Here is a 20,973-nt window from a genome sequence, read left to right on the forward strand (position 1 = left end):
CATGCGCGGCGCGATCTTCCCTTGGCGTGACGGCAATCGCTTCGAACTGTTGATCGACGGCCCGCAATTTTTCCCGCGCATGCTCGTGGAGATTGCCCGTGCCGAAGAGCAAGTCGAACTGGAGTTGTATCTGGTCGAGGCGGGTGCCTGTGCTGAAGCCGTGGTGCAAGCACTGGTGCAAGCCGCCGAGCGTGGCGTGCGTGTGCGTTGCCTGTTTGATGATTACGGCAGCCTCGCGTTCACCCTCAACCTGCGCCAGCGTCTGACTCACGCCGGGGTTGAATTGCGTTTCTACAATCGCCTGCACTGGCGGCGCTGGCTCGGCAACTTCTATCGTGATCACCGCAAATTGCTGCTGGTCGATCAGCGCCTGGCCGTGGTCGGCGGCACCGGTGTCACCGATGAGTTCTGGACGCCCGATAAAGACACCAGCGAATGGCACGAAGTGATGGTGGAAATCACCGGCCCGCTGGTACTCGACTGGCAGGTGCTGTTCGACCGCCAATGGATTGCCAACCGCCATCGCCGAGCGTGGAAACCCTCCGCGCATGTCGGCCTGCCACGCTTGCCCAAGGTGCCGGACACGGGCGAGGGTATGGGCCGCGTGGCCTACGCCGACGCGCGCCAGCACCGCGACATTCTGCAATCGCTGTTTCGTGCCTTGAACAGTGGGCAGAAACGCATCTGGATGGCCACGCCGTACTTCCTGCCCACCTGGAATATCCGCCGCTCCCTGCGCAAAGCCGCCGCTCGCGGTGTCGACGTGCGGCTGCTGTTGACCGGGCCGCGCACCGATCACCCGTCTGTGCGCTATGCCGGGCACCGCTACTACCCGCGCCTGCTCAAGGCCGGGGTACAGATCTTCGAATATCAGCCATGTTTCCTGCACCTGAAAATGGTGCTGGTGGATGACTGGGTGAGCATTGGTTCGTGCAACTTCGATCACTGGAATCTGCGTTTCAATCTGGAGGCGAACCTTGAGGCGCTGGACCCGTCGTTGACGGCAGCAGTAGTGGCAAGTTTCGAGAAAGACTTCGGCTTGAGTCAGCGGGTAAGTCTGGAGGAGTGGCGGAAGCGGCCATTGTGGCGGCGGGTGAAGCAGAGGGTTTGGGGCTGGGTGGATCGGTTGGTGGTCAACATTCTCGACAGACGCGGCTAGCAGCCATGCCCAAAAACCACTGTGGGAGCGAGCCTGCTCGCGAAGTCGGTATGTCAGTCAGCATTGTTTTATCTGAATGACCGCTTTCGCGAGCAGGCTCGCTCCCACAAGTTATTGCGGTGTTCTGATGATTACAGCAGTTCGAAACTCTGCTGCTTCACGTCCTGAGAATCCAGGCCGATCTGCACGTTGAACTTGCCAGGCTCTGCCGCGTACTTGAGCTGGGCGTTGTAGAACTTAAGGTCATCCTCGGTGATGGTGAAGTGCACGACTTTCTGTTCGCCGGCCTTGAGCATGATTTTCTGGAAGTTCTTCAATTCCTTCACCGGGCGGATCATCGAGCCGGTGACGTCCTGAATGTACAACTGCACCACGGTTTCGCCGTCACGTTTGCCGGTGTTCTTCACCATGACGCTGGCGTCGAGTTTGCCGGTGGCGTTCAGGGTGGTCGACGACAGCGCCATGTCGTTCAGGCTGAAATCGGTGTAGCTCAAGCCATAGCCGAACGGGAACAGCGGGCCGGTCGTGTCATCGAAATACTGCGAGGTGTAGTTGCCCGGTTTGCCCGGCGTGAATGGCCGGCCAATGCTCAGGTGGTTGTAGTAGGTCGGAATCTGGCCCACGGAACGCGGGAAGGTCACCGGCAGTTTGCCCGACGGGTTGTAGTCGCCGAACAGCACGTCAGCGATGGCGTTGCCGCCCTCGGTGCCGCTGAACCAGGTTTCCAGAATCGCGTCGGCCGACTGGTTCTCTTCGAGAAGGGTCAGCGGGCGGCCGTTCATCAGCACCAGCACCAGCGGTTTTCCGGTGGCTTTGAGGGCACGGATCAGCTCGCGCTGACTTTCCGGGATGTTCAGGTCGGTACGGCTGGACGACTCGTGGGACATGCCACGGGACTCACCCACGGCTGCAACGATCACGTCAGCATCCTTGGCGGCTTTTACCGCTTCGTCGATCAGCACGTTGGCCGGACGCGGATCATCCACCACTTCCGGCGCATCGAAGTTGAGGAAGTTCAGGTAGTCGAGCACCTTCTTGTCGCTGGTGATGTTGGCGCCACGGGCGTAGATCAGGTTCGCCTTGTCGCCGATCACTGCGCTCATGCCATCGAACAGCGTCACCGATTGCGCCGGACGGCCGGCGGCGGCCCAACTGCCCATCATGTCGATTGGCGCTTTGGCCAACGGACCGACCAGTGCGACTTTCGCGGTTTTCTTCAGCGGCAGGGTTTCGTTCTGGTTCTTCAGCAGCACCAGACTGCGGCGTGCCACTTCGCGAGCCTCGGCGCGGTGCAGACGGCTTTCGGCGTAGGTGTCCGCCGGATCGTCTTCAGCCTTGCCGATGCGCAGGTACGGGTCCTTGAACAGGCCCATGTCGTACTTGGCCGCGAGGACTTCGCGCACCGCGTTGTCGATGTCTTTCTGTTCGATTTCGCCGGACTTGAGCAGCCCCGGCAGTTCTTTGCCGTAGAGGGTGTCGTTCATGCTCATGTCGATGCCGGCCTTGATCGCCAGCTTCGCCGCTTCCCGACCGTCGCGGGCAACGCCGTGCTTGATCAGCTCGAAGATCGCGCCGTGGTCGCTGACCGCAAGACCCTTGAAGCCCCAGTCCCTGCGCAGCAAATCGTTCATCAGCCAAGTGTCGGCGGTGGCCGGGATACCGTTGATCGAGTTCAACGCCACCATCACACCGCCCGCGCCGGCGTCGATCGCCGCGCGGTACGGTGGCAGGTAGTCCTGGTACATCTTCACCGGGCTCATGTCCACGGTGTTGTAGTCGCGACCGCCCTCGACCGCGCCATACAGGGCGAAGTGCTTGACGCTGGCCATGATGCTGTCGGCCGCGCTCGGGGTTTCGCCCTGGTAGGCCTTGACCATGACTCTGGCGATGCGCGAAGTCAGGTAGGTGTCTTCACCGAAGCCTTCAGAGCTGCGGCCCCAGCGCGGGTCGCGGGAGATGTCGACCATCGGCGCGAAAGTGATATCGAGGCTGTCGGCGGCGGCTTCTTTGGCAGCAACACGGCCGGACTGGCCGATGGCGTCCATGTCCCAGCTCGAAGCGAGGGCCAGTGGAATCGGGAATATCGTACGGTGACCGTGGATCACGTCGTACGCGAAAAACATCGGAATCTTCAGGCGACTGCGCATGGCGGCGTCCTGCATCGGACGGTTTTCCGCGCGGGTGATCGAGTTGAACGTGCCGCCGATGTTGCCGCCGGCAATCTCCTTGCGGATCAGCTCACGGGGCATTTCCGGGCCGATGCTGATCAGGCGCAACTGGCCGATCTTCTCGTCGAGGGTCATTTGCTTCATCAGGTTGCTGATGAAGGCGTCCTTGTTTTCCAGAGGGACCGGGGTCTCAGCGGCCAATACTTGATGACTGGCCAGGCTGATGAACAGGCCCAGCAAACACAGCTTCTTCATGAATGTTTTTCTCAAGGGCGCAAACGGCAATGCAATGCCGGCCAGCCAAAATTTAGGGAGCGACTATTGTTGTTTGGGTGCAGGCGCAAAAACGCAGAGCCAAAAAACGACACCGGACAGTTGGCCGCGACTGCGCAGGGCCTCTTTTTAGCCCATCGGCCCGCAGCAATCCAGTAGCGCGGCCGATTATGCCCCAAGAGCCGGCCCCGAGTATTTCGCGGGCGGTTTTTAAAATGAAATGTGCCAGGGAGCATCACTGCCATGAATGTAAGTCCTACCACTCGCTCACGTTTGCAGGTCGCCTCGTTACTGGTGCTGGCGATGTTGCTGACCGCGTGCGGCATCAACAACATCCCGACCCTCGACGAGCAGGCCAAGGCTGCGTGGGGCCAGGTGCAGAACCAGTACCAGCGCCGCGCCGACCTGATTCCCAATCTGGTGGAAACGGTGAAGGGCTATGCCGCCCACGAGAAGGAAACCCTGACCGCGGTGATTGAGGCTCGGGCCAAGGCGACGTCGATCCAGGTCGACGCCAGCACCCTCGACGATCCGGTAAAACTCAAGCAGTTCCAGCAGGCACAGGATCAACTGACCGGCGCGTTGAGCCGGTTGATGGTGGTCTCCGAACGTTATCCGGACCTGAAGGCCAACCAGAACTTCCTCGCGTTGCAATCGCAGCTTGAAGGCACGGAAAACCGTATTGCGGTGGCGCGGCGTGATTTCATTCTGGCGGTGCAGAAATACAACACCGAAATCCGCACCTTCCCCGGTCGCCTCTGGCACAGCGTGATGTACAGCGATTTGCCGATCCGCGAGACCTTCGAAGCCACTACGCCCGGCGCGGAAAAGGCCCCGGAAGTGAAGTTCTGATCCGAGGTTATCCATGCGTGTGTTGAAGATGGGCCTGGTGCTGATGCTGTGGCTGTTCGCCGTCAGCGCCCGGGCCGAGTTGACGTTCCCGGCGCTGAGCGGGCGGGTGGTGGACGAGGCGCAGATGCTCGAGCCCTCGGTGCGTGCGCAACTGAGCCAACAGTTGCAGGCTCACGAACAGGCGACGGGCGAGCAATTGGTCGTGGTCACGCTGCCGGATCTGCAGGGCACCACCATCGAGGATTTTGGCGTACAACTGGGCCGACATTGGGGCATCGGCCAGAAGGACAAAAACAATGGCGCGCTGCTGATCGTCGCCCGGGACGAGCGCAAACTGCGCATCGAAGTCGGTTATGGCCTGGAGGATCGGCTGACCGATGCGCAAACTTCGGTGATCATTCATCAGGTCATCACCCCCTCGTTCAAGGCGGGCAACTTCAGCAAAGGCATCAGCGACGGCGTGGCGGCGATGCTGGTGGTGTTGGGCGGCAATCCGCTGGACGAGCCGTCGACGGTGTATGAATCGAGCGGTGATCCGCAGAGCGATTTTGTTTCCCGGCACCCGGTTTTGTTCGTGTTTCTGGTGATGTTGTTCATCCTGACGGTGTTTGTCTGCCAGATGCTCGGTATCCTTCCCGCCGGCCGTGGCGGCTCCGGTGGATCGGGCGGCGGCTTCGGCGGTGGTGGTGGATTTGGCGGCAGCGGTGGAGGCGGGGGCTTCAGCGGTGGCGGGGGCAGTTTCGGCGGCGGTGGTTCGTCTGGCGGCTGGTGAGCACACAACAATAATGAGCAGGCACTCTTTGACATGGCATTACTGACTGAACACGAACAACGCAAAGTCGCCGAGGCAATCGCCCGGGTCGAGCGCGACACCGACGCCGAGCTGGTGACAGTGCTGGCCGCCCGCGCCGACGATTACGCGTACATCCCGTTGCTGTGGGCCAGTTTGCTGGCGCTGGTGGTGCCGGGCGTCGTGCATTACCTGACCGGGTGGCTGACCCTGCGCAGCCTGCTGTTGGTGCAGTGGGGCCTGTTCATTGTGCTGTGCCTGCTGTTTCGTCTGCCGAAGATCACCACCCATCTGGTGCCACGCCGCGTGCGCCACTGGCGTGCCTCGAACCTGGCACGGCGACAGTTTCTCGAACAGAACCTGCATCACACGGTGGGCAGCACCGGCATGCTGATTTTTGTTTGCGAGGCCGAGCGCTACGTGGAGATTCTGGTGGACGAGGGGATCTCCAGTCGGCTGGACAATAAAAACTGGGATGCGATTGTCGCGGCGTTTACCGAACAAGTGCGGCAGGGGCGCACGCTGGAGGGGTTTGTGACATGTGTCGAGGCGTGTGGGGAGTTGTTGAAAGTGCATGTGCCGGTGACGCAGGTACGCAATGAATTGCCCAATCGGTTGGTCGTCCTCGGCTGATTTTCCCGGACTCAGCAATTCCTTGTGGCGAGGGGATAAATCCCTTCGCCACAGGGGTCGGTGTCGTGGATTGTGCCGTTGGGTAAATAAGAGCGTGTCCCCAACCCCCATCCCCCCTAAAATACCCGCCATTCCCGATTCGCCCCGTCCGAGGCCGCTTGTTCATGTCCGTCACCGCCCCATCCGCGAAACCCGATCCGGATCACCACGCCCAGTTCATCGAGCTGCTGCAAACCAGCCTTGAGCAGAACGGTTTCATCAAACTGGTGCTGGCCAAGTACGTCGGTGAAGAAACGGATCTTCAGCGGGTCATCATCAAACCGGTGACGGTCAAGGCGCAGCCGAACCTGTCGTTCGTCTATCGCTACAAGACCCGCGACATCACCAAAAACCTGCCGCTGGCTGAGGGCGTGGCGATGATTGCCGAGCTATTGCCGGCCTCGTTCAAAAATGCGCATTTGCTGACCCTGACTGATGAAGCGCAGCTCGAATACAGCAAAAAGGGCAAGAGTTCGCTGTTCAAGAGCAAACCTCAGCAATTGCGTGAAGCACCATCCGCTGAACACAACCGCGAGAAAAACCGCTTTCTGGAGTTGAGCCGACCGTTCCTCAAGGATCTGGGCGTGACCAATGCGCAACAAGAGCTGATCCCGGCGATGTCGCGCAAGTGGAAGCAGATCAACAAATTCATCGAAGTCTTCAGCCATGCCCTGACGTCGTCGCCGCTGGCGCTGGACAAACCGGTGCGGGTGGCGGATTTCGGTTCGGGCAAGGGTTACCTGACCTTCGCGATTCACGATTACCTGCGCAATACCTTGAAGGCCGAGGGTGAAGTCACCGGCGTCGAGTTGCGTGAGGAAATGGTCAACCTGTGCAACGCCGCTGCGGCGAAGCTTGATCATCCGGGGCTGGTGTTCAAGTGCGGTGACGTGCGCAGCGTAGCGCCGAGCGAGCTGGACGTGATGATAGCCCTGCATGCCTGCGACATTGCCACCGATTACGCGATCCACACCGGCATCCGTTCGGGGGCGTCGATCATCATGTGCTCGCCGTGCTGCCACAAACAGATCCGCCTGCAAATCCAGAGCCCGGCGCTGCTCAAGCCGATGCTGCAATACGGTCTGCACCTTGGCCAACAAGCGGAAATGGTCACCGACAGTTTGCGTGCGCTGTTCCTCGAGGCCTGTGGTTACGAGACCAAGGTGTTCGAGTTCATTTCACTGGACCACACCAACAAGAACAAGATGATTCTGGCGGTCAAACGCGCCGAACCGGTGGACCCGGCTCAGCTGTTGGTGAAGATTGAGGAATTAAAGGCGTTCTACAACATCAGCGAGCACTGTCTGGAAACCTTGCTGCGCGCGGATGGTTATCTGGCCTGACCCAAATCCCTTTAGGCGCTGCGGCACGCTGCGATCTTTTGATTTTGTTTTTTAAGATCAAAAGATCGCAGCGTGCCGCAGCTCCTACAGGGGTAGCGTTTATGCAGTTGCAGCCTTTGCTGGCTGCACGGCGGTCTTGCGACCGAGCATGACGGTCGCAATCACCCCGCAGGCAAACACCCAGGTGATCGGCTCGACATGTTCACCAAAGAACAGCGCCGAAAACGCGATGGTGAAGAAGATCTGCAGCAACTGGATCTGACTGACCCGCGCGATGCCACCCATGGCCAGCCCGGCGTACCAGGCGAAGAAGCCGAGAAACTGCGAGAACAACGACACGTAACCAAACGCCCACCAAGCCTTGGCCGACACCGCGCCCTGATGTTGCAGCGCCAGGTACCACACCGGGCCGATCAACAGCGGCGTCGACAGCACCAGCGCCCAGCAGATCACCTGCCAGCCGCCCATCTCTCTGGCCAGTCGGCCGCCCTCGGCATAGCCCAGGCCTCCCACGGCAATCGCGCCGAGCATCAATAAGTCACCCGCCTGAATGCTGCCGGCTCCGGTAAACAACGCATAACCGAGCACCAGCGCACTGCCCAGCGCGGCGCAGGCCCAGAAGGCTTTTGACGGACGCTCGTGGGATAACCACGCGGCATACAACGCCACGCACAAGGGTTGTAAACCGTTGACCAGCGCACCGTGGGACGCCGGCAACGTCTGCATGGCCCACGCCGACAGCACCGGAAAACCGAGAATCACCCCGGCGATCACCAGACTCAGGCCTTTGACCTGTGCCCACGTCGGCCACTTCTCCCGTCGCCACAACAACAGCAACGCCGCCGGAATCGCCGCGAACAAGGCGCGACCCAGGCCATTGAGCAAGGGGTGAAGCTCCTGCACGACAATGCGGGTGAAGGGCAGGGTAAGACTGAAAATCACAACACCGAGCAGGCCGAGGGCCATGCCGGTGTTTTCGCGCGTGGACATGATGAGAACCAGAATCGAAGGTGGCAGGGGATTGCCTTCATCAAGCCATAAACCGCGCCGCTCGGGCTGGTACAGCCAGGCACAGACTTAGGCGTACAGTTTGCGGACGCCATCGCGAGCAGGCTCACTCCTACAGAGGGAACTCATTTCAACTGTAGGAGTGAGCCTGCTCGCGATGAACGATAACTCGGTAGTACTCGGTTATTACCTGCCGGCCAGGAATGGGTCTACCTTGAACACTCCCAGGCAATTTCCAGAGGAGTGCTCCCCATGGCCGCGAAAAAAATCCTGATGCTGGTCGGCGATTACGTCGAAGACTACGAAGTCATGGTGCCGTTCCAGGCCCTGCAAATGGTCGGCCACACCGTCCACGCCGTGTGCCCGGACAAGGCCGCCGGCAAAACCGTGCGCACCGCGATCCATGACTTCGAAGGCGACCAGACTTACAGCGAAAAACCCGGACACCTGTTTGCCCTCAATTTCGATTTCGCCAAGGTCAGCGAAGCGGATTACGACGCACTGGTGATCCCCGGTGGTCGTGCGCCGGAATACCTGCGGCTGAATGAAAAAGCCCTCGAGCTGGTGCGTGCCTTCGACAAGGCCGGCAAGCCGATCGCGGCGGTTTGCCATGGCGCGCAACTGCTGGCGGCGGCGGGCATTCTTGAAGGACGCGAATGCAGCGCCTACCCGGCCTGCGCACCTGAGGTGCGACTGGCGGGCGGTACGTTCATCGACATCCCCGTGACCGACGGCCACGTTCAGGGCAATCTGGCCACCGCCCCGGCATGGCCGGCGCATCCGAACTGGCTGGCCGGGTTCCTTGGCTTGCTCGGCACTAAAATCACCCTGTAACGAGGTTCCGCCCATGTGCGAGCTCTACGTCAAGGCTGACCCGATCCTCTACGAATCGCGCTCGCGTTCGCTGCGCATCTGCGGGGTGGTGACGACGTTGCGCCTGGAAAACCAGTTCTGGGACATCCTCCGCGAAATCGCCGAGGTCGACGGCATGACCACCAATCAACTGATCGCCAAGCTGTATGAAGAGGTGATGGATTATCGCGGGGAAGTGGTGAACTTTGCGTCGTTCCTGCGGGTGAGTTGTACGCGGTATCTGTCGCAACGGCGTAGTGCTGCGCCGGAGTTGTCAGTGGTGCGGGCGGTGGTGAAATAGCCGAGACCGGACAGACGCCATCGCCAGCAGGCTGGCTCCCACAGGGAAATGCATTCCAATGTGGGAGCCAGCCTGCTGGCGAAGGGGGCGGTTCAGGCGACAGATGTTCTGGACTGGTCTTTACTCTGAGGCGCGAAACCTCTTAATCGCCAAGGAGAATCGAGCATGTCCGGATGGTACGAAATCAGCAAAAGCAGCAACGGCCAGTTCAGGTTTGTGCTGAAAGCGGCCAACGCCGAAACCATTCTCACCAGTGAGCTCTACACCACTCGCGCGGCAGTCGACGGCGGCATCGCCTCGGTGCAGACCAACAGCCCGCTGGATGAGCGTTACGAGAAGAAAACCACCAAGGACGGCCATCCGTACTTCAACCTCAAAGCCGCCAATCACCAGGTCATCGGCAGCAGCGAGGCGTATTCCTCGGATGCGGCGTGCGACAAAGGCATTGCCAGCGTGAAGGCCAACGGTCCGACCCAAACCATCAAGGACAAGACCCTGCCGGTGCTCTGACGCCACTTTCAAATCCAACACCAATCCCTGTGGGAGCGGGCTTGCCCGCGATGAGGGCGTGTCATTCTGCATTGATCTTGACTGATGCACCGCCATCGCTGGCAAGCCAGCTCCCACAGGTGTTTTTGTGTTGCCATAAGGATCAGCGCAGGGTTTTCAGGATTGCCTGCAGTTGACCACGACCTGTTTCACTCAGCGCAAACACCGGCAACCGCGGCTCCCCAACCTCCAGCCCCGTCTCGCGTAACCCGGCCTTGATCGTCGCCGGCAAACCACCCTTGAGGATGAAATCCAGCAACGGCAACTGGCGGTAGAACAGTTCGCGCGCCTTGCCCAGATCGCCCGCCAGCGTCGCTGCATACAGATCCAGGTTCAACTGCGGGATCAAATTCGGCGCCGCGGTGCACCAGCCCTTCGCCCCGGCGGCAAAGGCTTCCAGCGCCAGCGGATTGCAGCCGTTGTAAAACGGCACCTGACCTTCGCCGAGCAATTGCAGTTTGTGCATACGCTGGATGTCGCCGGTGCTCTCCTTGACCATGGTCACGTTTTCCACCGCGCCGACGATGCGCAGAATCAGGTCGACCGACATGTCGGTGCCACTGGTGGCCGGGTTGTTGTAGAGCATGATCGGCACGCCGATGCTGTCGCCGATGGCGCGGTAGTGGGCAAGGATTTCCGCTTCGCTGAGCTTCCAGTAAGACGCCGGCAACACCATCACCACATCCGCGCCGTGAGCTTCGGCAAAACGCGCGCGGCGCACGGCTTTGGCGGTGGTCAGGTCAGACACGCTGACGATGGTCGGCACACGTCTGGCCACGTGCTTGATGCTGAACTCGGCAACCTGATCCCACTCGGCGTCGCTCAGGTACGCGCCTTCGCCGGTGCTGCCCAGTGGCGCGATGGCGTGGACGCCGCTGTCGATCATCCGATCAATCGATTGGCCCAGCGCGGGCAGGTCCAGCCCCTCGCCGTTGGCGCCGAACGGGGTGATGGTATAGCCGATGATGCCGTGAATGTTGGACATGGGAGAGTCTCCGTACAAAGGTTTCAGTTCAGGCAATCGGCGTGTTGGCGCAGGTTCTGCCGAGCGTAATAGTTGAAAGCGGCGGCGTGGCGTTTCGGTTTCGACACCCAGTCATGCGCCTCGCGGCCCAGCGCCGCAATGATCGGCTTGATCGTGCCGGCTGCCATCGCCAGCAGTTGCAGCTTGGCCGCGCGCTCGATCAATTGGGCGATGACACACGCCTCTTCAATCGTGCTGCCGGTGGACAACTGACCGTGGTGCGAAAGCACAATCGCCCGCTTTTCGCCCAGTGCGCCGGCAATCAGTTCGCCTTCTTCATTGCCCACCGGAACCCCCGGCCAGCCTTCGAGAAACGCGCAGTCGTCGTACAGCGGGCACAGGTCCATGTGGGAAATCTCCAGCGGCACTTCCAGCATCGACAGCGCGGCAATGTGCGTCGGGTGGGTGTGGATGATGCAGTTCACGTCCGGTCGGGCGCGGTAGACCCAGCTGTGGAAACGGTTGGCCGGGTTGGCCATGCCGTGACCTTCGAGGACTTCCAGATCCTCGTTGACCAGCAGCAGATTGCTCGCGGTGATTTCATCGAAACCCAGGCCCAGTTGCTGAGTGTAATAGGTACCGGGTTGTGGGCCACGAGCGGTAATCTGCCCGGCCAGACCAGAGTCATGACCGTTCTCGAACAGGATCCGGCAAGTCAGGGCCAGCTTTTGCCGGTCTGTCCACGTATTATCCGCCAGGGTGTTTTGCATCTGGGTCAGCGCTTGCTTGACCAGTTGCTCTTTGGGTAGTGCTAATGTCTTGGCCATGTCTGTGTCCTTTGAGTGAATGCAAATGACACGAAAGAGGCTATATGACACAAAGTGTCATTAGCAAGCACAAATCGTCGCTTCCTCAATGGAATAACCGCTGCACATGTCTATCCGTTTGAAATTATTGAGAAAAAAACTTGGCGTAACCCTTGAGGCTTTGGCCGAAAAATCCGGCATGACCAAGAGTTATCTGTCGAAAGTCGAGCGTGGGTTGAACACCCCGTCGATTGCTGCCGCGTTGAAACTGGCGAAAGCGCTGAACGTGAAAGTCGAGGAATTGTTCTCCGAAGACAACGTCAGTCTCGACAGCTACAGCCTGGTGCGCAGTCACGAGCGTCAGTCATTGGCTGCCAATGACCAGAGCCCGGGTTATGCGGTGCTGGCGCATCAGGTCAGCGAGCGCAATCTGCTGCCGTTCATCATCTACCCGCCGAGCGAATTCACCGACAAGACCTTCAAAGAGCATCTGGGCGAAGAGTTTCTGTTCGTCCACGAAGGGCAGGTGGAAGTGGATTTCATGAACGAAAAAGTGCTGCTTGAGCGCGGCGATGCGCTGCACTTCAATGCGCAGAAGCCGCATCGGATTCGATCGGTGGGGGAGGTCCAGGCGCAGTTGCTGGTGGTGGTGCACAGCTCTGAGGAATGAGCTGATTGGGCTAAAGCTATCGCGAGCAGGCTCACTCCCACAGTAGAAACGCGATCCCCTGTAGGAGTGAGCCTGCTCGCGATGACGTCGCTAGCCTCGCCGCTAAACCTCGACGGGCACTGACAACTTCGGATTGCCCAGTGCATGGCTTTTCGAGTCAAAAAACCGCAACTCCACCCCAGTCCCTTCAAACACCTTCGCGTAATGCCGCTTCTGATGCTGAATGAACGCCGCACTGCGCGGATAAATCGAGATCGCCACAACCTTCGGTTTCGCCAGGCGCAAGGCCCGTACGATGTGGCTGTCCTGCTCAGCCAGGGCATGGCCGAGGATGCACAGACTGTCGCCATGACCCAATAACTGCTCGTAACAGAACGACAGATAATCCGAGCTGCGAATGGTCCTGAGTTTCTCGGCACTCGGCCCCTCGTTGATGAACAGCGGCACGTCATCCAGCGTCTTCAGCGTGTTGTTGATCGCAAAACTGCCGAGCAGCGTGCCTTCGGTCGAGGTCAGTTTGCGCGCGGTGCCATCCTGGTTGCGTACCAGATGCAGACCACCGTGCAGGTACAGTAAACGCGGTTTTTTCGTGGCGCTTTCGCTCAGGTCGAAACTCGCATTCGGGCCATTGAACAGATCGTCGATGGCTTCGCTGCGGTGCTGGAGTGCCCAGTAGTTGAGCAAGTCGTAATTGGTGGTGAACACCGTGCGATAGCGCGCCAGTTCTTCATTGAGCGTCGCCAGCGTCGAGGCCTGCACCAGTCGCCACGGAATATGGATGGCGTGCACGCTGTTGATCAGCGCTTCCTTGATGGCGTAGTAGCGATTGCGCGGCGCTGCCGAGCTGACGGCCAGTGCCTTGTTGACCCGGCTGGTGGTTTTCAGCGCACCTAGCACTTGTTCGAAGCTGCGCGTCTGCATCGCGTCGAACACCGCCAGTTCCGACGGGCTCAGCGGTTTGTCTTCCACGGTACGGGCGTTTTCGAACAGCGAGTCATAACCGAAGTCGTCCCACACCGCGCGGCTGGCGCCGTTGCCTACCAGCAAGCCTGTGAAGTCGGTCGCGGCACGCAGGGTGTTCCAGTCTTCCAGGGTGGCGTCGACATCCAGAAAATCGCTCATTGCTTGGCACATCTCAAAACATAGGGGCTGATGGGCGGCGACTTTATCACGAGCGGGCATTGAGCCAGATCAACATCCGCCGTGACCGATCGGTCGATGCTGTGTGTACCCGTCGGATCGCAGCTGTCGATTTGGCCCCAGTCAGGAGATACACAATGAGCAGCACCTTTTTCATTCCGGCGGTCAACATCATGGGCAGCGGCTGCCTCGACGAAGCCATGGTCGCGATCCGCAACTACGGGTTTCGCAAGGCGCTGATCGTCACCGACGCGGGGCTGGCCAAGACCGGCGTGGCGACCATGGTCGCCGAGAAACTGGCCATGCAGGACATCGACTCGGTGATCTTCGATGGCGCCAAACCGAACCCGAGCATCGCCAACGTCGAGTCCGGCCTGGGGCTGCTCAAGGAAAGTCGCTGTGATTTCGTCGTGTCGCTGGGCGGCGGTTCGCCCCATGACTGCGCCAAGGGCATTGCGCTGTGCGCGACCAACGGCGGGCAGATTCGCGATTACGAAGGCGTCGATCAATCAACCAAGCCGCAATTGCCGCTGATTGCGATCAACACCACCGCCGGCACCGCCAGCGAGATGACCCGGTTCTGCATCATCACCGATGAATCGCGCCACGTGAAAATGGCCATCGTCGACCGCAACGTCACGCCGCTGCTGTCGGTCAACGACCCGGCACTTATGGTCGGCATGCCGAAAAGCCTGACCGCCGCCACCGGCATGGACGCACTGACCCACGCCATCGAAGCCTATGTGTCGACTGCCGCCAACCCGATCACCGACGCCTGTGCGCTGAAGGCCATGACCCTGATCAGCAACAACCTTCGCCTGGCTGTGCGCGACGGCAGTGACCTCGCGGCGCGGGAGAACATGGCTTACGCGCAGTTCCTTGCCGGCATGGCGTTCAACAATGCATCCCTTGGTTATGTGCATGCGATGGCGCATCAGTTGGGCGGTTTCTACGACTTGCCCCACGGAGTGTGCAACGCCGTATTGCTGCCACATGTGCAGACGTTCAATGCGTTGGTGTGTGCCGATCGCCTGACCGATGTGGCACATGCGATGGGTGCAGATGTTCATGGTTTCAGCGCTGAAGAGGGCGCACAAACGGCGATCAACGCGATCCGTAGCCTGGCCAGTGACGTCGAGATTCCGGGCGGTTTGCGCGACCTTGGAGCCAAACTCACCGATATCCCGATGCTCGCCGCCAATGCCCTCAAAGACGCCTGCGGCCTGACTAACCCAAGGGCGGCGGATCAACGGCAGATCGAGGAGATTTTCCGCAACGCGTTTTGAGAGCAGCGTTTGCGGGAAAGATTTCGGTGACCGGGCCGGCCCCTTCGCGGGCAAGCCCGCTCCCTCAGTGTCCGCGGTGACATACAAATGTTATGTCCAATGCCAATCCCTGTGGGAGCAACTGTCTTACCCCGCCATCCGTCACCGCCATTCGGTGCCGTCTCGCAGCATGGCATTCAGTCTGATCAGCAGTATTCGCATGCAGGCGATGAGCACGAATTAATCGTCTTGCCTCCGCCGTTCGAGATACCGCCGTTTTCGTTTGTGCTGGCTTGGCATAAGCGCCGGGGCGGGGATCAGGCGTTGAATGGGTTGAATCAGAAGATTGAGGAGGGGATAGTGCGCGGCTGAAAAGTCATCAAGGAGCGGGACGTGACAGTGAAGTCTGGATGGGTCGGGTGTGTGGCGCTGTGCGCAGGGTTGATGGCAGGGCAGGTGTTTGCCGAGTGCACGCCGGCGCCGGTTGCGGGTGAGGAGGATGTGTCTGTCTGCAAGGACTGGCCGGCTTACCCGGGGCTGACCCTCAGCGCCAAGACGCAGTTTGTGCGTGGCACCGCTGAAGCGCTCGGTGCTCATGATCTGGATTTGTCCGTTTTGCAGGATGGTCAAGCGAATCCGGTTGCCACTTATCACCAGGCCGCTGCCTTCGTCATGGATGGCGTCCACTTGCGAGAACTGGCCCTCGATACGGCGCGCTACAAACTCACTCCCGACCTTCGAGCCTTTGGTGTACGCGCACGTCTCACTAACGGTTCGCGCCTCAATCCCAGAGATGAAAGCCAACTGACGCTCTACGTGAGAGAGGGCGAAAAGTTGCGTCCGGTCCTGCGTCAGTTGTTGGTTTATGAGTACGGCGGCGAGTGGGATGACATCTGCACCGGCGAGCGTTTCGAGATTTCAAGAACCGTCGAAATTGCTAAAACCAGCTCCCACGGTTACGCCGACTTGATCGTCAAAACCCAGCAAACAGACACGACAAGTGTGGGTGACGACAACGCTTGTGACGATAAATCCAAGGTCTACAAACCGGTTTTGACAACCTTGCACTACGACGGAAAAACTTACGTCCTGCCACCCGGTTTCAAAGGTCTCTGACTGATCTGCCAAACACGACTTTTATCAAGGAAGAACCATGCTCAGCCCCACCAGACTCCTTATCGCCCTCGGTTTTCTGGCTCTCACCGCCCAAGCCCAGGCCGCTTGCACTACAAAGGCCTTCGACGGCCAATCCTTGTCACGCTGCATCGTCTGGCCAGCCTTCCCGTCGCAGGCGATTGCGGTCAAATCCACGTACCTGGCCGACCCCGGCGACGACGATGCCGGGGTGTTCGATCTGGATCTGGCGCTCGTCAATGCCAGCAACGCAAACCCCATCGCCACTTACCGTAAACCGGGCGCCTACAACTCCGATGCCGTGCGGTTTGATGATCTTCGCGTCGACACGGGCCGCTACCGACTGGCGTCGGACGTTCGGGCTTTTGGCCTGCGTTCGAAGTTCACCCACAGTTCCCACGCCATTCCCTACGAGAAAACCGATCTGGCGCTGTATGTCCGTGAAGGCGACAAGCTGCGCCCGGTGCTGGAAGGGTTGGTGGTCTACAAGAACAACGGTGAGTTCATGAATGACTGCGAAGGCTACATGAAGAAAATTCGCCGGACAGTCGACATCGGCACCACGAGTCACAACGGTCTCGCCGATTTGATCATCACCACCAGCGGCAGCAAGATGAAAAACACCCAGTCGGGTAAACAGTGCGTTTCGAAAGACACCGTGCTGAAAAAGACCCAAATCACCCTGACCTACGACGGCCAGCAATACACCGTCCCAGAAGACTTCAGAGGTTACTGATCCGATGCTCACCGGCCTCAACCACCTGACCCTCGCCGTCAGCGATCTCACCCGCAGCCTCGCGTTCTATCGCGATGTGTTGGGTCTGCGCGTCGAAGCCACGTGGGACGCCGGCGCCTATCTGTCGCTGCCGGGGCTGTGGTTGTGCCTGTCGTTTGATTCGCAGCGCACGGCCGAGCCGTGCGCCGACTACACCCATTACGCCTTCAGCCTCGGCGCGGCGGATTTTCCGCTGTTCGTCGAACAGCTGAAAGCGGCCAGCGTGCGGGAATGGCGGGACAATCGCAGCGAAGGTGCGTCGTTCTACTTTCTCGACCCCGACGGCCACAAGCTCGAAGCCCACGTCGGCGATCTCGCCTCGCGGCTGGCGGCATGTCGGCTGAAACCGTATGCCGGCATGCGTTTTTACGACGAGCCGTGAACACGCACAATCGGCTGATATAGACTGGCCGCCACGTATTCTGGCGCTTGCAGGTTTTCCATGACTCCATCGTTGCTAATGGCCGTGCTGGCCTCGGGTTTCATTTACGGCATCACTCCCGGGCCGGGCGTGCTGGCGGTGTTCGGCATTGGCGCGGCGCACGGGCGGCGCGCCGGGGCGGGGTTTCTCTGCGGGCATCTGCTCGGCGATGTGGTCTGGTGCAGCACCGCGTTGATCGCGATTGTCGGCGCGCGGGAAATCGGCAGCACCGCGTTTGATGTACTCGGTGTGCTCAGCGGCTTGTACCTGTTCTGGCTCGGCTGGCGTGCGGTACGTGCCCAGCGTCGCAGCGATGATCAGCCGCAGGGCGCAGCGCGCAATCCGTTCTGGCACGGCATCCTGTTCGGCCTGACCAACCCCAAGGCCTATCCGGTGGCGGTGGCGACGTTTACCGCGCTGTTGTCGAGCCGCGCCGAACTGCTCAACTGGTCGATGCTGCCGGCGCTGATCGCCCTGAGTTTCCTCGGCGGGTTGCTGGCTTACGCGATTCTCATCGGCGTGGTCGGCGCGCAGCGGGTGCGCACGGTCTATCAGCGTCACGAACTGCTGATCACCCGCTTGTGTGGCGTGATGTTTATCGGTTTCGCCATCAATGCGCTGATGCATGCGCTGCCGGGGCTGCTGCCGAACAAGGCTTGATGTTCGTGGTTCGGTTTTCACCGTTCGTCGCGCAGCCGGCAACTTTTCTAAACCTTTGCCGGGCAGAAAATTCTCAATCTAGGCGGGCACCTGCTCGCCGCGATCAATACCAAGAGGTAGAGAATCATGCCTAATTCAAGAAACTCGAACTCGGGAAACTTCGCCAACGATCGAACGAAGGCGTCTGAAGCCGGTCGCAAGGGTGGGAAAACCACCACAACGACGGTCGATAAAGAGCCTGCGAAAACAGAAACGGGCCGCAAGCCTGCTCAGAAATCGAAGTAGTCGGTGAAGGTAGTTTTGATTGAGAGGCGGGGGCGCAAGCTCCCGCTTGAATTCAGCAAGAAGGAGGGCGCGACCATGAGCCGGATGGCCACCCACGTACGTCGTTTAAGTTTTGTCATCGTTTTAGGGTTATTCGCCAGCAGCGCCTTTGCCCAGTCGCCTGCCGAATTCATCAACGATGCGTCAGCCAAAGGCATGGCCGACATCGAAGCCAGCCGCCTGGCGCACCAGAAGTCCGAATCCAAAGAGGTCAAGGACTACACCATCGTCGTCATCAACGACCGCACCACGGCCAATCAGCACTTGGCGAAAATCGCCAAGAAGCTCGACTTGCCCGTCGCGCCGCGTGACCAAATGGCCGACAAGGCCAAGGAAATGATTCCTGAAGTCAAAGACGGCGCGACCTTCGATCAGGCCTATGCGGCCAGTCAGGTCAAAGCCACGGAAGAAGCCATCCAGCAGATCCAGCAGCAAGCGCAGACCACCGACGTGCCGGAGATCAAAGCCTTCGCCGATGAGACCTTGCCCAAACTGCAAAACCATCTGCAGATGGCTCGGTCGCTGCAAGCCAGCCGCTGATTTGAGTTAAAGATCAAAAGATCGCAGCCTTCGACAACTCCTACCGGGCTTTGTGTAGGCGCTGCCGAAGGCTGCGATCTTTTGCTTTTAAATCAGCACTCGTTCAAATCCTGCTTCGGCTTGCTCTTCTCACCCAACCCCTCAAGATTGAAAACCTCACTTTCGCCCAACGTCCGGTAGTGCTTGCGCAAGGCTTCCAGCTGCTTCAGATCCAGCGCCTCCAGCCCCAGCATCGCGTTCTGCGCCTCTTTGTTCACCCGCAGCAATTCATCAATCTTCAGATGCAGGATGTCGGTGTCGCGGTTCTGCGTGTTCTGGATCAGGAACACCATCAGGAACGTGATGATCGTCGTCGAGGTGTTGATGATCAGTTGCCAGGTGTCGTTGTAGCTGAAAATCGGCCCGCTCATCCCCCACAGACCGATCAGGATCAACGCCCCCATAAAGGTCTTGGGGCTACCGGCCCACAGGGCGAGCTTCTGCGAGATCTTGGCGAATTTCATGGCTGTATTCCTTATTGGGGAGTGCGTGAAATTCAGACATCTGCTGGCCCTTGAAAATTCTAATTACAAATTCAGCCAAGTTGCTCGACGTTGGTAGGGAGGCCCGCTCTGGCGGTTAGCTGTATCGTGGCGCCACGCGGTTTTTTTGCCCCGACAGGAGAACGCAATGAGTTGGTCCGCCAAACAATACGTCGCTTTCGAAGATGAACGCACCCGACCAGCCCGCGATCTGCTCGCGGCGATTCCCACGGCAGAGGCCCGGACAGTGGTGGATATCGGTTGTGGGCCCGGTAACTCGACGGAGTTGCTGGTGCAGCGTTTTCCGGGGGCAAAAGTCAGTGGCCTGGACAGCTCGCCCGACATGATCGACGCCGCCCGCAAACGACTTCCGCAGTTGCAGTTCGATGTCGCCGAGATTGATCAGTGGGCCGATCAAGGCCCGTTCGATGTGATCTTTGCCAATGCTGTTTTGCAGTGGGTGCCGGATCACGCTTCGCTACTGCCAGCGCTGGCGGGCAAGTTGTCTGCGGGGGGCAGCCTGGCGATCCAGATGCCGGACAATCTCAATGAGCCGTCCCATCGGCTGATGCGCGAAGTCGCCGCGAATGGCCCGTGGGCCGCAAAACTCGCTGGTGCGGCGGGGCAGCGCACCGATATGGCCAGTGCCAGCGAATACTTCTCGATGCTGCGACCACATTGCGCGCGGGTCGATGTGTGGCGCACCACCTATCATCATCAGTTGCCCGGCGGGGCGGCGGGGGTGGTGGAGTGGTTCAAGGGTAGCGGGTTGATTCCGTTTCTGAGTCCGCTGACTGAAGGCGAGCGGGCGCAGTATCTGGAGCAGTATCTGGCTGAGGTTGCGCGAGCCTATCCGGCGTTGGCCGATGGGTCGGTGCTGTTGCCGTTTCCGCGATTGTTTATCGTTGCGACACGTTGAAGGAAATCCTTCCGGCGCAGTGAATTTGTGGCGAGGGGATTTATCCCCGATGGACTGCGCAGCAGGCCCTCTTTTTGGGGGCGCTACGCACCCCATCGGGTAAATCCCCTCGCCACAGTTGTGATTGATCGTTCCTAGCGCTGCACCGCCACCAACATCATCATCGGCCGCTCCCGCTCTTCAGCCAGCGCCGGTTGCGCGGCCACTTCCGCATCGCTCGGCCCCCACTCGTTAACATGGCGAATGTTGAAGCCGGCAGCGATCAGCGAATTGAGCAATGTCCCCACCGTGCGATGTTGCTTGATCACACCCTCGGCCAGCCAATGGGTCACCCGCTCACCCTCCATCTGGTAGCTGTCCAGCGGCCAGCGCTTGCGACCTTCGCTGTCGATCAGCCAACCGGGATTGCGCGGCGCCATGAAGATCGGGTGTTCGATGGAAAACACAAAGTGTGACCCCGGTTTCAGCGCCGCGTAGAGGTGAGCAAACAGCCCCGGCAGATCCTTGATGTAGTGCAGCGCCAGAGCGCTATAGGCCAGGTCGAAACTGCAGGCGGGCAAGTCGAGTTGTTCCAGGTCGGCGCGTTCATAACGGATGTTCGCCGCCGTAGTGGTTTCGTGTGCCCGTTCCAGCATCTTTTCCGAAACGTCCAGAGCCAGGACGCTCGCGGCGCCGTGTTCACTGGCCCAGCGGCTGAACCAGCCATATCCGCAACCCAGGTCCACCACGTTCAGACCGTGCATGGAGGGCAATAGCGCCTTGAGCGCCGGCCATTCCGGCGCTGCATCGAGGCCGCCGATGGAGCGGTTCATTTGGCTGTAGCCCTGGAAGAATTCGGGATCGTCGTAGATGTTTTGAGTCATGAGG

Annotated in this window: 24 protein-coding genes and 1 pseudogene; 18 read left to right on the plus strand and 7 right to left on the minus strand. The window is 59.8% G+C overall.

Features of this window, described 5'->3' with window-relative positions; all coding sequences use genetic code 11:
* Nucleotide 1 precedes the first annotated feature (1 nt).
* The gene (locus tag PSH79_RS06660) at nt 2–1,159 is read left to right on the plus strand and encodes a phosphatidylserine/phosphatidylglycerophosphate/cardiolipin synthase family protein (RefSeq protein WP_305441828.1); all 1,158 of its coding nucleotides are present in this window, start codon (nt 2–4) and stop codon (nt 1,157–1,159) included.
* Nucleotides 1,160–1,290: 131 nt separating this feature from the next.
* Here PSH79_RS06660 and bglX read toward each other — a convergent pair whose 3' ends face one another.
* Entirely contained in the window at nt 1,291–3,582 is a 2,292-nt protein-coding gene (bglX, locus tag PSH79_RS06665; protein ID WP_305441830.1) for a beta-glucosidase BglX, read from the minus strand.
* A gap of 261 nt (nt 3,583–3,843) precedes the next feature.
* Here bglX and PSH79_RS06670 point away from each other — a divergent pair, with 261 nt between their 5' ends.
* The 4 genes from PSH79_RS06670 (at nt 3,844) to PSH79_RS06685 (ending at nt 7,257) form a co-directional block, all read left to right on the plus strand.
* Nucleotides 3,844–4,452 (plus strand): LemA family protein, encoded by a 609-nt coding sequence (locus tag PSH79_RS06670; RefSeq protein WP_305441831.1) that lies wholly within the window; start codon nt 3,844–3,846, stop codon nt 4,450–4,452.
* A gap of 13 nt (nt 4,453–4,465) precedes the next feature.
* The gene (locus PSH79_RS06675; RefSeq protein WP_305441832.1) at nt 4,466–5,224 is read left to right on the plus strand and encodes a YgcG family protein; all 759 of its coding nucleotides are present in this window, start codon (nt 4,466–4,468) and stop codon (nt 5,222–5,224) included.
* A 33-nt stretch (nt 5,225–5,257) separates the two neighbouring features.
* A complete protein-coding gene (locus tag PSH79_RS06680) occupies nt 5,258–5,875 on the plus strand; it encodes a TPM domain-containing protein (RefSeq protein WP_305441833.1) in 618 nt (205 codons plus the stop codon).
* A 164-nt stretch (nt 5,876–6,039) separates the two neighbouring features.
* The gene (locus PSH79_RS06685; protein ID WP_305441834.1) at nt 6,040–7,257 is read left to right on the plus strand and encodes an SAM-dependent methyltransferase; all 1,218 of its coding nucleotides are present in this window, start codon (nt 6,040–6,042) and stop codon (nt 7,255–7,257) included.
* Nucleotides 7,258–7,356: 99 nt separating this feature from the next.
* On the opposite strand, the gene PSH79_RS06690 is transcribed toward PSH79_RS06685, so the two are convergent.
* The gene (locus PSH79_RS06690; RefSeq protein WP_305441835.1) at nt 7,357–8,247 is read right to left on the minus strand and encodes a DMT family transporter; all 891 of its coding nucleotides are present in this window, start codon (nt 8,245–8,247) and stop codon (nt 7,357–7,359) included.
* A 270-nt stretch (nt 8,248–8,517) separates the two neighbouring features.
* Here PSH79_RS06690 and PSH79_RS06695 point away from each other — a divergent pair, with 270 nt between their 5' ends.
* The 3 genes from PSH79_RS06695 (at nt 8,518) to PSH79_RS06705 (ending at nt 9,928) form a co-directional block, all read left to right on the plus strand.
* The gene (locus PSH79_RS06695) at nt 8,518–9,099 is read left to right on the plus strand and encodes a DJ-1/PfpI family protein (RefSeq protein ID WP_305441836.1); all 582 of its coding nucleotides are present in this window, start codon (nt 8,518–8,520) and stop codon (nt 9,097–9,099) included.
* A gap of 13 nt (nt 9,100–9,112) precedes the next feature.
* Complete coding sequence (locus PSH79_RS06700; protein WP_305441837.1) at nt 9,113–9,418, plus strand: ribbon-helix-helix domain-containing protein; 306 nt, start codon at nt 9,113–9,115, stop codon at nt 9,416–9,418.
* Nucleotides 9,419–9,583: 165 nt separating this feature from the next.
* Nucleotides 9,584–9,928: a YegP family protein gene (locus tag PSH79_RS06705; RefSeq protein WP_305441838.1), complete on the plus strand. Its 345-nt coding sequence runs from the start codon at nt 9,584–9,586 to the stop codon at nt 9,926–9,928.
* 142 nt (nt 9,929–10,070) lie between these two features.
* Here PSH79_RS06705 and PSH79_RS06710 read toward each other — a convergent pair whose 3' ends face one another.
* A complete protein-coding gene (locus PSH79_RS06710; protein ID WP_305441839.1) occupies nt 10,071–10,952 on the minus strand; it encodes a dihydrodipicolinate synthase family protein in 882 nt (293 codons plus the stop codon).
* A 23-nt stretch (nt 10,953–10,975) separates the two neighbouring features.
* On the minus strand, nt 10,976–11,758 hold the full coding sequence (locus PSH79_RS06715; RefSeq protein WP_305441840.1) for an aldolase: 783 nt from the start codon (nt 11,756–11,758) through the stop codon (nt 10,976–10,978).
* A gap of 106 nt (nt 11,759–11,864) precedes the next feature.
* On the opposite strand from PSH79_RS06715, the gene PSH79_RS06720 reads away from it, so the two are divergent.
* Nucleotides 11,865–12,407, plus strand: a complete 543-nt coding sequence (locus PSH79_RS06720) for a helix-turn-helix domain-containing protein (protein ID WP_007911509.1) — start codon at nt 11,865–11,867, stop codon at nt 12,405–12,407.
* Nucleotides 12,408–12,509: 102 nt separating this feature from the next.
* Here PSH79_RS06720 and PSH79_RS06725 read toward each other — a convergent pair whose 3' ends face one another.
* On the minus strand, nt 12,510–13,529 hold the full coding sequence (locus PSH79_RS06725; RefSeq protein WP_305441841.1) for a DUF4917 family protein: 1,020 nt from the start codon (nt 13,527–13,529) through the stop codon (nt 12,510–12,512).
* Between the two features lie 155 nt (nt 13,530–13,684).
* On the opposite strand from PSH79_RS06725, the gene yiaY reads away from it, so the two are divergent.
* From yiaY to PSH79_RS06765, 8 genes and pseudogenes are all read left to right on the plus strand, one after another.
* On the plus strand, nt 13,685–14,833 hold the full coding sequence (yiaY, locus tag PSH79_RS06730; RefSeq protein WP_305441842.1) for an L-threonine dehydrogenase: 1,149 nt from the start codon (nt 13,685–13,687) through the stop codon (nt 14,831–14,833).
* A gap of 207 nt (nt 14,834–15,040) precedes the next feature.
* Nucleotides 15,041–15,184, plus strand: a pseudogene (locus PSH79_RS06735) (LysR family transcriptional regulator); the annotation flags it as partial.
* A gap of 21 nt (nt 15,185–15,205) precedes the next feature.
* A complete protein-coding gene (locus PSH79_RS06740) occupies nt 15,206–15,928 on the plus strand; it encodes a hypothetical protein (protein WP_305441843.1) in 723 nt (240 codons plus the stop codon).
* 37 nt (nt 15,929–15,965) lie between these two features.
* Nucleotides 15,966–16,682 (plus strand): hypothetical protein, encoded by a 717-nt coding sequence (locus PSH79_RS06745; RefSeq protein ID WP_305441844.1) that lies wholly within the window; start codon nt 15,966–15,968, stop codon nt 16,680–16,682.
* 4 nt (nt 16,683–16,686) lie between these two features.
* The gene (gene fos, locus PSH79_RS06750; RefSeq protein WP_305441845.1) at nt 16,687–17,103 is read left to right on the plus strand and encodes a fosfomycin resistance glutathione transferase; all 417 of its coding nucleotides are present in this window, start codon (nt 16,687–16,689) and stop codon (nt 17,101–17,103) included.
* Nucleotides 17,104–17,163: 60 nt separating this feature from the next.
* Nucleotides 17,164–17,802: a LysE family translocator gene (locus PSH79_RS06755; protein ID WP_305441846.1), complete on the plus strand. Its 639-nt coding sequence runs from the start codon at nt 17,164–17,166 to the stop codon at nt 17,800–17,802.
* A gap of 126 nt (nt 17,803–17,928) precedes the next feature.
* Entirely contained in the window at nt 17,929–18,087 is a 159-nt protein-coding gene (locus tag PSH79_RS06760) for a KGG domain-containing protein (RefSeq protein ID WP_080762009.1), read from the plus strand.
* A gap of 75 nt (nt 18,088–18,162) precedes the next feature.
* Nucleotides 18,163–18,666: a DUF4142 domain-containing protein gene (locus PSH79_RS06765; protein WP_305441847.1), complete on the plus strand. Its 504-nt coding sequence runs from the start codon at nt 18,163–18,165 to the stop codon at nt 18,664–18,666.
* 92 nt (nt 18,667–18,758) lie between these two features.
* Here the strand turns inward: PSH79_RS06765 and PSH79_RS06770 are convergent, their stop codons facing one another.
* On the minus strand, nt 18,759–19,169 hold the full coding sequence (locus PSH79_RS06770) for a low affinity iron permease family protein (protein ID WP_305441848.1): 411 nt from the start codon (nt 19,167–19,169) through the stop codon (nt 18,759–18,761).
* 166 nt (nt 19,170–19,335) lie between these two features.
* On the opposite strand from PSH79_RS06770, the gene tam reads away from it, so the two are divergent.
* Nucleotides 19,336–20,106, plus strand: a complete 771-nt coding sequence (gene tam, locus PSH79_RS06775) for a trans-aconitate 2-methyltransferase (RefSeq protein ID WP_305441849.1) — start codon at nt 19,336–19,338, stop codon at nt 20,104–20,106.
* Nucleotides 20,107–20,240: 134 nt separating this feature from the next.
* Here tam and PSH79_RS06780 read toward each other — a convergent pair whose 3' ends face one another.
* Nucleotides 20,241–20,969 (minus strand): class I SAM-dependent methyltransferase, encoded by a 729-nt coding sequence (locus PSH79_RS06780; RefSeq protein ID WP_305441850.1) that lies wholly within the window; start codon nt 20,967–20,969, stop codon nt 20,241–20,243.
* Nucleotides 20,970–20,973: the final 4 nt, after the last annotated feature.

The organism is Pseudomonas sp. FP2196 (assembly GCF_030687715.1).
Lineage (GTDB): Bacteria > Pseudomonadota > Gammaproteobacteria > Pseudomonadales > Pseudomonadaceae > Aquipseudomonas.

What these genes read in the sequence shown, in the direction of transcription:
- PSH79_RS06660 (WP_305441828.1), top strand. Translation starts at nt 2, where the DNA reads ATGCGCGGCGCGATCTTCCCTTGGCGTGACGGCAATCGCTTCGAACTG.
- bglX (WP_305441830.1), bottom strand. Translation starts at nt 3,582, where the DNA reads ATGAAGAAGCTGTGTTTGCTGGGCCTGTTCATCAGCCTGGCCAGTCAT.
- PSH79_RS06670 (WP_305441831.1), top strand. Translation starts at nt 3,844, where the DNA reads ATGAATGTAAGTCCTACCACTCGCTCACGTTTGCAGGTCGCCTCGTTA.
- PSH79_RS06675 (WP_305441832.1), top strand. Translation starts at nt 4,466, where the DNA reads ATGCGTGTGTTGAAGATGGGCCTGGTGCTGATGCTGTGGCTGTTCGCC.
- PSH79_RS06680 (WP_305441833.1), top strand. Translation starts at nt 5,258, where the DNA reads ATGGCATTACTGACTGAACACGAACAACGCAAAGTCGCCGAGGCAATC.
- PSH79_RS06685 (WP_305441834.1), top strand. Translation starts at nt 6,040, where the DNA reads ATGTCCGTCACCGCCCCATCCGCGAAACCCGATCCGGATCACCACGCC.
- PSH79_RS06690 (WP_305441835.1), bottom strand. Translation starts at nt 8,247, where the DNA reads ATGTCCACGCGCGAAAACACCGGCATGGCCCTCGGCCTGCTCGGTGTT.
- PSH79_RS06695 (WP_305441836.1), top strand. Translation starts at nt 8,518, where the DNA reads ATGGCCGCGAAAAAAATCCTGATGCTGGTCGGCGATTACGTCGAAGAC.
- PSH79_RS06700 (WP_305441837.1), top strand. Translation starts at nt 9,113, where the DNA reads ATGTGCGAGCTCTACGTCAAGGCTGACCCGATCCTCTACGAATCGCGC.
- PSH79_RS06705 (WP_305441838.1), top strand. Translation starts at nt 9,584, where the DNA reads ATGTCCGGATGGTACGAAATCAGCAAAAGCAGCAACGGCCAGTTCAGG.
- PSH79_RS06710 (WP_305441839.1), bottom strand. Translation starts at nt 10,952, where the DNA reads ATGTCCAACATTCACGGCATCATCGGCTATACCATCACCCCGTTCGGC.
- PSH79_RS06715 (WP_305441840.1), bottom strand. Translation starts at nt 11,758, where the DNA reads ATGGCCAAGACATTAGCACTACCCAAAGAGCAACTGGTCAAGCAAGCG.
- PSH79_RS06720 (WP_007911509.1), top strand. Translation starts at nt 11,865, where the DNA reads ATGTCTATCCGTTTGAAATTATTGAGAAAAAAACTTGGCGTAACCCTT.
- PSH79_RS06725 (WP_305441841.1), bottom strand. Translation starts at nt 13,529, where the DNA reads ATGAGCGATTTTCTGGATGTCGACGCCACCCTGGAAGACTGGAACACC.
- yiaY (WP_305441842.1), top strand. Translation starts at nt 13,685, where the DNA reads ATGAGCAGCACCTTTTTCATTCCGGCGGTCAACATCATGGGCAGCGGC.
- PSH79_RS06745 (WP_305441844.1), top strand. Translation starts at nt 15,966, where the DNA reads ATGCTCAGCCCCACCAGACTCCTTATCGCCCTCGGTTTTCTGGCTCTC.
- fos (WP_305441845.1), top strand. Translation starts at nt 16,687, where the DNA reads ATGCTCACCGGCCTCAACCACCTGACCCTCGCCGTCAGCGATCTCACC.
- PSH79_RS06755 (WP_305441846.1), top strand. Translation starts at nt 17,164, where the DNA reads ATGACTCCATCGTTGCTAATGGCCGTGCTGGCCTCGGGTTTCATTTAC.
- PSH79_RS06760 (WP_080762009.1), top strand. Translation starts at nt 17,929, where the DNA reads ATGCCTAATTCAAGAAACTCGAACTCGGGAAACTTCGCCAACGATCGA.
- PSH79_RS06765 (WP_305441847.1), top strand. Translation starts at nt 18,163, where the DNA reads ATGAGCCGGATGGCCACCCACGTACGTCGTTTAAGTTTTGTCATCGTT.
- PSH79_RS06770 (WP_305441848.1), bottom strand. Translation starts at nt 19,169, where the DNA reads ATGAAATTCGCCAAGATCTCGCAGAAGCTCGCCCTGTGGGCCGGTAGC.
- tam (WP_305441849.1), top strand. Translation starts at nt 19,336, where the DNA reads ATGAGTTGGTCCGCCAAACAATACGTCGCTTTCGAAGATGAACGCACC.
- PSH79_RS06780 (WP_305441850.1), bottom strand. Translation starts at nt 20,969, where the DNA reads ATGACTCAAAACATCTACGACGATCCCGAATTCTTCCAGGGCTACAGC.